We start from the raw sequence: 12,053 nt of genomic DNA on the forward strand, positions 1-12,053 counted from the left end.
GGCCTTCCGGCAAAAAAATCGTATCGCGCGACTCTACGCGCATAGAGAAGAGTGGGTCGACGGCCCTCCCACGCTCCCGGGAGGGCCGTCGCTCTCAGCCGAGATGCTGCGGGCCGAACGCCTGGGGCAGCATCTCGGACAGCGGCAGCACACCGCCGGGTGTTTCGAGCAGCAGCCCGGGCCCGCCGAATTCGTACAGCAGCTGCCGGCAGCGACCGCACGGCACCAGGACCGCGCCCTCACCGTCCACACAGGTGAAGTGCGTCAGCCGGCCGCCGCCGGTGGCCTGCAACTGCGAGACAAGACCGCACTCGGCGCACAGGCCCAGACCGTACGAGGCGTTCTCGACGTTGCAGCCGACCACCGTACGACCGTCGTCCACCAGGGCCGCCACCCCGACCGGATACCGCGAGTACGGCGCATAGGCGCGGGCCATCACAGCCCGCGCGGCCTCCCGCAGAGCGTCCCAGTCGACCTCGGTCACTTGCCCTGGCCCTTCCGGTAGCGCATACCGTCCGCCTTCGGCATCCGCAGCCGCTGCGCGGACAGGGAGAGCACCAGCAGGGTCACCACATACGGCGTGGCGCCCACGAAGTCGGACGGGACATCGTCGGTCAACAGGTACCAGACCAGGACGACCACGGCCATGACCGCGCTGACCGTGCCCTGGATCATCGCCTTGCGGTACAGCTTCCACACCGCGAGCAGCACCAGCAGCACCACGATGAGCAGCAGCAGCGCGTGCACGGTCTCGCCGCCGTTGCGCAGCTGCAGCGCGTCGGAGAAGCCGAACAGGCCCGCGCCCATGGCGAGTCCGCCGGGCCGCCAGTTGCCGAAGATCATCGCGGCGAGGCCGATGTAACCGCGGCCGCCGGTCTGGTTCTCCAGGTAGATGTGCGTGGGGACCATCGCCAGGAACGCACCGCCGAGACCGGCCATACCGCCGGAGATGGCGACGGCCGCGTACTTGTACCGGTAGACGTTCACGCCCAGCGACTCGGCCGCGATGGGGTTCTCACCGCTGGAGCGCAGCCGCAGACCGAACGCGGTCTTCCACAGCACCCACCAGGTCCCGACGAAGAGCAGCACGGCCAGGATCGTCAGCACCGACACATCGGTGACCAGGCCACCGAGGATGCCGGCGAGGTCGGAGACGAAGAACCAGTGGTGCTTCTCGATCGACGACAACCCGTCCGAGAGCCCCGGGATGGTGACGGTGGGCATCGAGTCGACCGGCGGGGACTGCTTGGGGTTGCCGCCTGCGGCGATGGCGTCGCCGTGGTTGAAGAAGATCTTGGCGAGGTACTGCGTGGCGCCGAGCGCCAGCAGGTTGACCGCTACGCCGGAGACGATGTGGTCGACGCCGAAGGTGATGGTGACGATGCCGTGGATCAGGCCACCGAGCATGCCGAAGGTGATGCCGGCCAGCAGTCCCAGCCAGGGGCTGGTCTGCCAGCCGATCCAGCCGGCCCCGAAGGTGCCGAGGATCATCATGCCTTCGAGGCCGATGTTGACGACACCGGCCCGCTCGGACCACAGGCCGCCGAGGCCCGCGAGTCCGATCGGCACGGCCAGGCCCAGCGAGGCGCTGATCTGACCCTCCGAGGTGAGCTGGTCGGCGCCGGTGATGATGCGGACCAGCGAGACCAGGATCAGCGCGCCCGCGATGATCAGCAGGATCTTCGAGAGGCCGATCTTGCGGCCGGACGTGGCGTTCGCCGCCTTGGGAGCCGCCGGAGGCGGGGTCTTCGTCATGGTCGCGGTCATGCCGTCACCTCCTGCTGGTCCTGCTTGATCGAGGCGGCCTGCGCGGCGAGTTCGGCGCCGACCTTCTGCTGCTGGCGCTTGAGCCCGTAACGGCGTACGACCTCGTAGGCGATCACGACGCACAGGACGATGACGCCCTGGATCACGCCGAGGATCTCCTTGTCGTAGCCCATGAACTCAAGGTGGTTGGTGGTGCGCTCCAGGAAGCCCCAGAGCAGCGCGCCGAGCGCGATGCCGACCGGGTGGTTGCGGCCGAGCAAGGCGATCGCGATCCCGGTGAAACCGACACCCAGCGGGAAGTCGTTGCTGTACATGTGGCTGTCGTTGAGCAGCGTCGGCATGCCGATCAGACCGGCCATGGCGCCAGAGATGATCATGCTGGTGGCGACCATCTTCTTGACGCTGACCCCGCTCGCGGACGCCGCGGACTCGGACTGGCCGACCGCGCGGAGGTCGAAACCGAAGCGGGTGCGGCCCAGCACGAACCAGTACGCGACACCAGCCAGCGCCGCGATGAAGATGAAACCCCACAGCACGCCGGCCGGGCCGGTGTCGATGGAGAAGAACCAGGAGGACCTGGGCAGCGGCTTGGTGGAGACCAGGGTGCCGGAGTCGTCGAGCTGGCCGAGCCGGCCCGGCTGCATCAGATAGGCGATGACCGCGGTGGCGATCGAGTTGAGCATGATCGTCGAGATGACCTCGCTGACGCCCCGCGTCACCTTCAGCACACCCGCGATCCCCGACCACATCGCACCGACCAGCATGGCGGTGACGATCATCAGCGGGATCTGGACGGCGCCGGGCAGCGTCAGCGCGCCGCCCACGACCGCGGCGAAGAAGGCGGCCATGCGGTACTGGCCGTCGACGCCGATGTTGAAGAGGTTCATCCGGAAGCCGATGGCCACCGCGATGCCGGCGAGGTAGTACGTCGTCGCCTTGTTGAGGATGTAGATCTGGCTGTCGCTGGCCGAGCCGAAGCTGATCATGTCGCTGAACGCGGCGAACGGGTCCTTGCCGGTGGCCAGGATGACCAGCGCGGTGACGACCAGGGCCGCCACGATCGCGAGCAGCGGGGCGGCGATCGCCAGGATCAGCCGCTCCCGGTCGATGCGCGAGGTGTACTTCTTCATCGGTCCTCTCCCCCAGCTTCGCCGCCGGCGGTGTCCGGGGTGTCCGGAGTCTTCCGGGACTCCGGGATCCCCAGCGTCTTCGGGGCGGCCGGAGTCCTCGGGACTGCCGTCCCGTCGGGAACGGGCTTCTCGCCGTGGTCCAGGTGTCCGCTGGCGGCGCCGGTCATCGCGGAGCCGAGCTCCTCGGGGGTGATCGTGGCGGGGTCCGCGTCCGCGACCAGCCGGCCGCGGTACATCACCCGCAGGGTGTCGGACAGGCCGATCAGCTCGTCCAGGTCGGCGGAGATCAGCAGGACGGCGAGCCCCTCCCGACGGGCTTCCTTGATCTGGTCCCAGATCTGCGCCTGCGCGCCGACGTCCACGCCCCGGGTGGGGTGCGCGGCGATCAGCAGTCTGGGGCGGTGACTCATCTCCCGGCCGACGATCAGCTTCTGCTGGTTGCCGCCGGAGAGCGAGGCCGCGGTGACGTCGATCCCCGGCGTACGGACGTCGTACTCGGCGATGATCCGCTCGGTGTCGGCGCGCGCCGCCTTGGCGTCGATCAGTCCGCGCCGGGAGTTGGGCTCCTCGGTGACATGGCCGAGGATGCGGTTCTCCCAGAGCGGCGCCTCGAGCAGCAGGCCGTGGCGGTGCCGGTCCTCGGGGATGTATCCGACGCCGCTCTCGCGCCGTGTGCGGGTAGGGGTGTGCGAGATGTCCGTGGTGCCGAGGGTGATGACCCCGCCGTCCGGTTCGCGCATCCCCATGATCGCTTCGACCAGCTCCGCCTGGCCGTTGCCCTCGACACCCGCGATGCCCAGGACTTCGCCCCGGTGGATGGTGAAGGAGATGCCGGAGAGCACCTCGCGCACGAAGCCGTCGGCGTCGGCCGCGGTCAGCCTGATGTCGTCGAGTGTGAGCATCGGGGTGCCGGTGACCGTCGACTCGCGGGTCTCCGGCGAGGGTAGCTCGCTGCCGACCATCAGCTCGGCCAGCTGCTTGGTGGTGGTGGACGCCGGATCCACGGTGCCCACGGTGGTGCCGCGGCGGATCACGGTGATCTCGTCGGCGACCGACAGCACCTCGCCCAGCTTGTGGGAGATGAAGATGACGGTCAGGCCCTCGGACTTCAGCTCGCGGAGATTGTCGAAGAGCGAGTCCACCTCCTGCGGGACCAGCACCGCGGTCGGCTCGTCGAGGATGAGGGTGCGGGCACCGCGGTAGAGCACCTTGAGGATCTCCACCCGCTGGCGGTCCGCGACCCCGAGGTCCTCGACCAGGACGTCCGGGCGGACGTTCAGCCCGTACGCGTCGGAGATCTCCTTGATCCTGGCGCGGGCCTTGTTGCCGATGCCGTGCAGCTTCTCGCCGCCGAGCACGACGTTCTCCAGGACGGTGAGGTTGTCGGCGAGCATGAAGTGCTGGTGCACCATGCCGATGCCGAGCGCGATGGCGTCGGCGGGCGTGGCGAAGGAGGCCTGCTTGCCGTCGACGGTGATGGTGCCCTCGTCCGGCTTCTGCATGCCGTAAAGGATCTTCATCAGGGTCGACTTGCCGGCACCGTTCTCACCGCAGAGCGCGTGCACGGTGCCCTTGCGGACGGTGATGTCGATATCGCGGTTGGCGACGACACCGGGGAATCGTTTGGTGATGCCGCGCAGTTCGACGGCGGGCGGGCTGGACGCGTTGATGACGCACTCTCCTCGGGAGAAGGAGCGATGGGGCGGCGGGCCCCGGCGGAGTCGGGGGTGCGGTGACGCTAACGCGCCAACTGCACGCTACACGCGTAGAGTTGACACATTGTTACGACCCGACGCCTATCGCGCGCCAGGTCGTTAGGGGGCCCGGGAGGGGATGTGGCAACCCTCTCACCGGGCCCATGGGAGACGGCGGGTCAGGGAGTGGTCTTGACCTTGACGGTGCCGTCGGCGATCTTCTTCTTCGCCGCGTCGAGCTGCGGCTTGATGTCGTCGATGAAGCCCCCGCTGGTGGACAGCGAGACGCCGCCCTTGGCGAGCGAGTAGGTGTTGGTGCCGGTGACGGGCTTGCCGTCGTGGACCGACTTGACCAGGTCGTAGACGCCGATGTCGACGTTCTTGACGACCGAGGTCAGGATCGAGGTCTTGTACTGCGCCAGCGACGGAATGTTGTACTGGTCCGAGTCGACGCCGATCGCCCAGGCGCCCTTCTTGCCGTGGACGGCCTCGATCGCGCCGTTACCGGACGAGCCGGCCGCCGAGAAGACCACGTCAGCGCCCTTGTCGAGCATGCCCTGCGCGGCCTGCTCGCCCTTGTCGGGGCTGGCGAAGCCGGAGGTGTCCGAGCCGTGGCTCAGGTACTGCCGGTCGATCTTGATGCTCTTGTTGGTGTCCTGGACGCCCTGGACGTAACCCGCCTCGAACTTCTTGATCAGCGGAATGTCCACACCGCCGATGAAGCCGACGTGCTTCGTCTTGGTCTTCAGCGCCGCGGTGACACCCGCGAGGTAGGAGCTCTGCTCCTCGGTGAAGACGATGTTGTCGATGTTCTTCGCGTCGACCACGGAGTCCACGAGGCCGAAGGTGACCTTCGGGTACTTCGCGGCGACCTTCTTCATCGACGGCGCGTAGGAGTAGCCGATGCCGACGATCGGGTTGTAGCCCGCGTCGGCCAGGTCGGTGAGCCGCTGCTCGCGGTCGGCCTCGGTGTCCGACGTCTTGGCGGTCAGCTCCTTGACGTCACCACCGAACTCTGACTTGGCCTTGTCGATACCGCGCGCGGCGGAGTCGTTGAAGGAGTGGTCGCCTCGGCCGCCGACGTCGTACGCGACGCCGACCTTGACACCCTTGGACGAGGAGGAGGACGACGAGGCGGAGCCGGACTCCTTCTGGGTCGACGTGCTGCCGCAGGCGGAGACGGAGAGAGCGAGGGCCGCGGTGGCTATGCCAGACGCAGCGATCTTGGTTACCCGGCGCAAGAGGAGGTCCCTTCAAACAAAACTGGAAGCGCCTCTTCCGGCGCTGGTTTTCGCCAGGATCGTAACGCGCGTAGATGTCAGGTAAAGGCCCGTTCGGAACCTGTTATCGGATCGACGCGAACGGGGCCTGACGTGGCCGGCTACAACCGGTGTCCGGCGAGCAACGCGGCGGCAGTGAAGAGCTCGACGGCGACCTCGATCGCGGACTCGTCGGCGTCGAAATCACCCCGGTGCAAATCACCTCCGACGCCGTCGCCCGGCGTACGCACACCGAGCCTGACCATCGCGCCGGGCACCCGCTCCAGGTACCAGGAGAAGTCCTCGCCGCCCAGGCTCTGCGCGGTGTCCTCGATCGCGTGCAAGCCGCGACGGGCGGCCATCGCGTCGCGCAGCAGCTCGGCGACGGCTCCGTCGTTGACGACCGGCGGCACCCCGCGGACGTAGTTGATCACCGTCTTGGCCCGCTGGATTTCGGCCACCTCGTCGATCGCCGCATGCACCAGGTCGGGCGCGGCCCGCCAGGCGTCGAGATCCAGACACCGCACGGTCCCGGAGAGCTCCGCGTGCTGCGGGATGACGTTGCAGGCGTGCCCGGAGTCGATACGCCCCCAGGTGACGACGAGCCCCGACCGGGCGTCCACCCGCCGGGCCAGCAGCGCCGGCACGTCGACGGCGACCTTCGCGACGGCGGTGACCAGGTCCGTGGTCAGGTGCGGCCGCGCGGTGTGCCCACCGGGTCCGTCCAGGGTGATCTCCACACGGTCGCAGGCGGAGGTGATGGGCCCGGTCCGCAGCCCGATCCGCCCGGCATCGACCTTGGGGTCACAGTGCACCGCGATGATCTGCCCCACGCCGTCGAGCGCCCCGGACTCGATGGCGTCGAGCGCACCGCCCGGCAGTACCTCCTCGGCGGGCTGGAAGATCAGCCGCACCGGAAACGGCAGCTGCCCGGCCCGGTGCAGCTCGGCCAGCACCAGCCCGGCGCCGAGCACCGCCACCGTATGGACGTCGTGTCCGCAGGCGTGCGCCATGTCCGGCACGGTGGACCGGTAGGCGCACCCGATCTTGGTGTCCGGGATGGGCAGGGCGTCGATATCGGCCCGCAGCGCGAGCATCGGCCTGCTTGCTCCCCCGCCGCCCTCCGGCATGCCGATATCGCACAGCAGCCCGGTCCCGGTGTCGAGCACCCGCGGCGCGAGCCCCGCCTGCTCGAGCCGCGCCTTGATCGCCGCGGTGGTACGGAACTCCTGGTTCCCGAGCTCGGGGTGCCGATGCAGATCCCGCCGGAGGGCGATCAGCTCGTCACGCAACTCCGCCGGGAGTACCCCGGGCAGCACCTCGTCGCCGGCGTCGCCGCCTGCGCCGCTGTCGGTGGACTGATGAACATCGGACTCGAGGGGGGTCAAGTGGTTCACCTGTTCAAGGTTAGGCCCCTTCACGGCTCAACCACCGGTCCATCCGCGAATTTCAGCCGCATAGGCGAAAGAATCTCGGCTTGCGCGGCATGGCCTACGCCTTCGATGGGTAAAGGCAGGCGCGTTCCGGGATCCGATCCTGGCAGCCGTGTCTGCGGCACCACATTCTGTACAAGGTTCGGGCGGTGGACGTGCAGCGTCACCGGCCCGCAGCCGGTGCCGACCCCATCGGAGTAAGTCGCTGCACGTCGCGGGCCGTTCCCGTGACGCCCGCCAGGAAACTCTGGGCGCGGGGTGAGGCGGTGGCGGTGAGCCAGACGGGGTCGATGTCGCAGACGGCGACGCGGACCTCGGTGCCGGTCAGGGCGAGCGGGAGGGTGTGGACCACGGTGGAAGGGAAGCTCACGATGGTGCGGCCGATGGGGCCGCGGCGGGCTATCAGTTCCAGCGGGAGGTCGGGGCGGACGATCTCCAGGCCGGTTTCGATGTGCAGGCGGTGCAGTTTGTCGGTGGCTTCGCGGCGGTGGGCGAAGTAGCGGGTCGCGTGGTGGGTGCGGGCCAGCGAGGCCACGGCGGTGATGTAGCGGTCCGGGTCCACCACCCCCGTCTCGACGAGCGAGGTGCCCACCAGGTCGGAGGTGCGGGTGATGCGGGGCGGTCCGAAGCGGGCGCGGGTCCAGGCGAAGTCGTTCCGGGTGATGGTCAGGCCGGGGGGCGCGGTGTCGACCGGCATGGCGCTGAAGACCTCGACGGTGCGGCGGCGGGACGGAGTCAGCCGGCGGCGGGCCGCCGAGGACATCGGGGCGAAGAGGAGGTCGCGGGGGCCCCGGCGGCCACGCCGGTGCCAGCGGGTCAGGGGCTGCCTCGCGGCGAGTTGGGCGATGAACTCCATGGTGGCGGTGCCGTCGTCGACCACCGTCAGGTCCCGGGCGCCGGTGATCGAGAGGAGGAGCTGCACGTAACGGGAGAACGGGTCGCCGATGACGATCCGGCCGGCCCCGTGAAGCAGCGGCAGGAGACCGCCGATCGTCCGGAACGGCGCCGCCGCGCCGCCACGCGCCTCCTCCCACCGCACCGTGATCCCTTCGCCGCGGGCCAGTTCGGCCATCCGGCGCAGCTGGCCGCGGGACATCGGGTCGAGCGGTGAGAGGACGACCACAGTCAGGTCCGTGGTCGCCGTGTGAGCCCATTCCAGCAGGTTGAGCAGCTGGACGGGGCTCTCCACGAAGGCGAGCGTGGCGGGGGCGCTCTTCACTGGGGCGGCCTCTCCTCGTACGGACCTGTGCCTCGACGGATCAGACGGACGCGGGCTCGCGGTGGTCGGCCTCGGCGACCACCCCGGCCACCCGGCGCAGCTTCTTCATCGGGGCGAGCTCCGAGTCGTAGACCTTCTTGACACCGTCACCGAGGGAGGCCTCGATGGTGCGGATGTCGCGGACCAGGCGCTGCAGGCCCTGCGGCTCGACGGAGGCTGCCTGGTCGGAGCCCCACATCGCGCGGTCCAGGGTGATGTGGCGCTCGACGAAGGCCGCGCCGAGCGCGACGGCGGCCAGCGTGGTCTGCAGGCCGGTCTCGTGGCCGCTGTAGCCGATCGGGACGTTCGGGTACTCGGACTGCAGGGTGTTGATGACCCGCAGGTTGAGCTCCTCGGCCTTCGCCGGGTATGTCGAAGTGGCGTGGCAGAGCAGGATGTTGTCGCTGCCGAGCACCTCCACCGCGTGGCGGATCTGGCGCGGGGTCGACATGCCGGTGGAGAGGATGACCGTACGGCCGGTGGCGCGCAGTGAGCGCAGCAGCTCGTCGTCGGTGAGTGAGGCGGATGCGACCTTGTGGGCGGGCAGGTCGAACTTCTCCAGGAAGGCGACGGCCTCGGTGTCCCACGGCGAGGCGAACCAGTCGATGCCGCGCAGCGCGCAGTGGTCCGAGATGGCCCGGTACTCCGCCTCGCCGAACTCCACGCGGTGGCGGTAGTCGATGTACGTCATCCGGCCCCAGGGGGTATCGCGCTCGATGTCCCACTGGTCGCGCGGGGTGCAGATCTCGGGTGTGCGCTTCTGGAACTTGACCGCGTCGCAGCCGGCTTCGGCGGCCACGTCGATCAGGGCGAGGGCGTTGTCCAGCTCACCGTTGTGGTTGATGCCGATCTCGCCGGTGATGTAGACGGGGTGGCCAGGGCCCGCGGTCCTGTTGCCGAGGGTGCGGAGGCGGGTGGTGCGCATGAGGGGTGTCCTTAGCTGTGGGAGGTGTTGAGGGCGGGGCCCAGGAGCCAGGCGGCGATCTCGCGGATCGCGCCCTCGCCGCCTGGGGTGGTGGTGACCGCGCGGGCGGCGCCGCGTACGACGTGGTGTGCCTGGGCGACCGCGACGGGCCAGCCGACGAGGCCGAAGCACGGCAGGTCGTTCACGTCGTTGCCGACGTAGAGCACGCGCTCGGGCGCGACGCCCTGTTCTTCGCACCACTGCTTGAGTGCGAGGTCCTTGCGGTCGATGCCGTGCAGCACGGGGACGCGCAGTTTGCGTGCCCGGGCGGCGACGACGGGGTTCTGTTCGGTGGAGAGGATGAGGAGCCTGAGGTCCGTGGTGTCACGGAGGGCGGCGATCCCGAGGCCGTCGCCGCGGTGCACGGCGACGAACTCGTGGCCCTCGGCGTCGATGAGGACCCGGTCGTCCGTCTGGGTGCCGTCGAAGTCGAGGACCACCGCGTCGACGTCCTCGCGGCTCGGCAGCGTCCGGGTGTCGAGCAGCGGGGCCAGGGCGCGGGCCCGGGCCAGGTCGTGCGGGTCGTCGATCTCCAGGACCCGGGCCGGGTCCGTACGGACCAGTGCGGTCCGGCCGAAGAAGCGGTGCCGGGTGGCGCGGAAACCGGCGGCGTTCATCGCGTACGCCGCGCCGGTCTCCAGGTAGTCCTGCGGCCGGTCCTGGCGGCGGGGCCTACTCGCCTTGTCGTGGTTGACGCCGACGGCCTCCGCATTCGCCGGGCTTTCCCGCCACAGGAAGCCGTGCGTGGCGGCGACCGTGTGCGCGGTGTCCGCACCGCCCTCGGCGACCGCCGCGGCGACCCCGTCGATGTCCTCCCCGGTGAGGAAGGGGCTGGTGCACTGGACGAGCAGCACCACGTCCGTCCCCGGGTAACCGTTCAGGGCGTGCAGCACCGCCGCCTCGCTGGTCGCGGTGTCACCGGCGATCTCGGCGGGGCGCAGCACCACGTCGGCGCCGGCCTCCCGGGCCGCGGCCGCGATGCGTTCGTCGTCGGTGGAGACGGCGACATCGGTGACCAGGCGGGCGCCGAGGCAGGCCCGGACCGCCCGGACCACCAGGGGCACGCCGCCGACCGCGGCCAGGTTCTTGGCGGGTACGCCCTTGGATCCGCCGCGTGCGGGGATCACGGCCAGCACTTTGGTGGGCGTCACAGCGCTGGGTGTCACAGCAGTGGGTGTCACAGCGGTGGGCATCACAGTTCTCCCATGCGGCGGATGACGGGAGCCACGCGCTGGACGCCGTGACGGTAGGCGCCGCGCGCCACATCGCGTAGGGCGTCACGTACCACCCGCCGGACACCGGCGACCTCGCCGGCCGGAGCGGTGTCGAGGCGGTAGCGGGCGAGGATTCCCGGGAGGTAGCCGGGCGCGGTGGCGGCGGTGTAGTAGGGGGCGATCGGCGGGAGCGCGGGCCGGGCGAGGAGGTCGGCGACCCGTTCGCGTACGGCGTGGAAGGCCGTGTCGTACGGCACGTCGGCGGCCACGCCCTGCCCGGCCAGCCACACCGGGTCGGCGTCGGGGCGTTCACCGGCGTCGAGTCGGTCCCAGGACGCGAGGCAGCCGGAGCCGATGAAGTGGTGGTTGCCGAGCGCTTCCCGGACGCCGAGGTCGGTGAGGACGACGGTGGGGATGCGCCGGTGCAGGGATTCCAGGGCTGCCGTCGACGAGACGGTGACCAGCAGGTCGGTGCGGTCGAGCAGCTCGCCCATGTGCCCGTAGACGAGGCGGAAGTTGGGCGGCGGTTCGGCGGCGAGTTTCTCGGCCAGCTTCTGGTAGGGCAGTTCCTCGATGTGCGTGGTGTGCTCGCCGGGCCGGGAGCGGAGTTTCAGCAGTACCTCGCGGCGCGGGTGCAGCCTGGCGTGCTCGACGAGGCGGCGCAGCAGATAGCCGCGGTCCTCGCGCGACTCGGGTACGGAGGGCTGCGCGGCGAAGACCAGCGTGTCGCGGCCGTCCGCCGGAGCGTAGGGCGCCCCGCCCAGGAAGGGCAGCGCGGTCTCGATGACCGCCGATGCGTCGGCGCCCACCCCGGCGTAGACCGAGCGGAACCGCTCCGCGTCGTGGCGGGAGTTGGCGAGTACGACGTCCGCGCCGTGTCGCAGCAGCAGCCCGTCGGCCAGCTTCTCGTAGACGACGCCGACATAGCCGGTGACGACCACGGGCCGACGGTCCAGGGCGGCCAGCCCGTGCAGGACCGCCTGGACGGCTCCCCCGACGAGCGCGAGGATCACCACGTCGTAGGTGTCCTGCTGGAGCGCGCGGACGAACTCGGCGCCGGTCACTTCGCGCAGGTCGTCCGGGTCCACGCCGGCCCCGACCTCGGCGAGCTGGCGGGGGGTGGGGGTGGCCCGGCCGCGCAGCAGAAAACCGCTGAGGTCGACGTCTCGTTCGGAGAGACGGCGTGCGGTGAGCGCGCCCCATTTCCAACGGGTGTCGGAATCGGCGATCACGGCTACGCGGAGAGCGTTGCCGGCACGTGGAGGACATGGTCTTACTGGCAGACATGGTCTTACTGGCACACCCAAGAAGGTAGAAAGGAATTCCGTTCGGCG

10 protein-coding genes are annotated in these 12,053 nt (G+C 69.9%); all 10 read right to left on the minus strand.

Translation table 11 applies throughout. From position 1 onward, the window contains the following. Positions 1-94 precede the first annotated feature (94 nt). Complete coding sequence (locus AB0436_RS22785) at positions 95-484, minus strand: cytidine deaminase (protein WP_366469783.1); 390 nt, start codon at positions 482-484, stop codon at positions 95-97. After that, on the minus strand, positions 481-1,767 hold the full coding sequence (locus AB0436_RS22790; RefSeq protein ID WP_366469784.1) for an ABC transporter permease: 1,287 nt from the start codon (positions 1,765-1,767) through the stop codon (positions 481-483). The genes AB0436_RS22785 and AB0436_RS22790 overlap by 4 nt, the downstream gene beginning before the upstream one ends. Then, positions 1,764-2,897 carry an ABC transporter permease gene (locus AB0436_RS22795; RefSeq protein WP_366469785.1) on the minus strand — a complete coding sequence of 378 codons (1,134 nt, stop codon included), beginning with the start codon at positions 2,895-2,897 and terminating at the stop codon, positions 1,764-1,766. The genes AB0436_RS22790 and AB0436_RS22795 overlap by 4 nt, the downstream gene beginning before the upstream one ends. Next, positions 2,894-4,567, minus strand: a complete 1,674-nt coding sequence (locus tag AB0436_RS22800; protein WP_366470034.1) for an ABC transporter ATP-binding protein — start codon at positions 4,565-4,567, stop codon at positions 2,894-2,896. Before AB0436_RS22800 ends, AB0436_RS22795 begins: the two co-directional genes overlap by 4 nt. A gap of 203 nt (positions 4,568-4,770) precedes the next feature. Then, positions 4,771-5,832: a BMP family ABC transporter substrate-binding protein gene (locus AB0436_RS22805; RefSeq protein WP_366469786.1), complete on the minus strand. Its 1,062-nt coding sequence runs from the start codon at positions 5,830-5,832 to the stop codon at positions 4,771-4,773. 140 nt (positions 5,833-5,972) lie between these two features. Beyond that, positions 5,973-7,169: an amidohydrolase gene (locus AB0436_RS22810; protein WP_366470035.1), complete on the minus strand. Its 1,197-nt coding sequence runs from the start codon at positions 7,167-7,169 to the stop codon at positions 5,973-5,975. Positions 7,170-7,446: 277 nt separating this feature from the next. Beyond that, positions 7,447-8,502, minus strand: coding sequence for a hypothetical protein (locus AB0436_RS22815; RefSeq protein ID WP_366469787.1), 1,056 nt, complete (start codon positions 8,500-8,502; stop codon positions 7,447-7,449). Between the two features lie 40 nt (positions 8,503-8,542). Next, a complete protein-coding gene (locus tag AB0436_RS22820; RefSeq protein WP_366469788.1) occupies positions 8,543-9,466 on the minus strand; it encodes an N-acetylneuraminate synthase family protein in 924 nt (307 codons plus the stop codon). Between the two features lie 11 nt (positions 9,467-9,477). Next, complete coding sequence (locus AB0436_RS22825) at positions 9,478-10,698, minus strand: acylneuraminate cytidylyltransferase (RefSeq protein ID WP_366469789.1); 1,221 nt, start codon at positions 10,696-10,698, stop codon at positions 9,478-9,480. Beyond that, positions 10,698-11,951, minus strand: coding sequence for a DUF6716 putative glycosyltransferase (locus tag AB0436_RS22830; protein WP_366469790.1), 1,254 nt, complete (start codon positions 11,949-11,951; stop codon positions 10,698-10,700). Before AB0436_RS22830 ends, AB0436_RS22825 begins: the two co-directional genes overlap by 1 nt. Positions 11,952-12,053: the final 102 nt, after the last annotated feature.

This window comes from Streptomyces sp. NPDC051322 (genome assembly GCF_040689485.1).
Taxonomy (GTDB): domain Bacteria; phylum Actinomycetota; class Actinomycetes; order Streptomycetales; family Streptomycetaceae; genus Streptomyces.

Bases quoted from the DNA above. Each gene is read 5' to 3' on its own strand.
- AB0436_RS22790 (WP_366469784.1), bottom strand. From the start codon at position 1,767: ATGACCGCGACCATGACGAAGACCCCGCCTCCGGCGGCTCCCAAGGCG.
- AB0436_RS22795 (WP_366469785.1), bottom strand. From the start codon at position 2,897: ATGAAGAAGTACACCTCGCGCATCGACCGGGAGCGGCTGATCCTGGCG.
- AB0436_RS22820 (WP_366469788.1), bottom strand. From the start codon at position 9,466: ATGCGCACCACCCGCCTCCGCACCCTCGGCAACAGGACCGCGGGCCCT.
- AB0436_RS22825 (WP_366469789.1), bottom strand. From the start codon at position 10,698: ATGCCCACCGCTGTGACACCCACTGCTGTGACACCCAGCGCTGTGACG.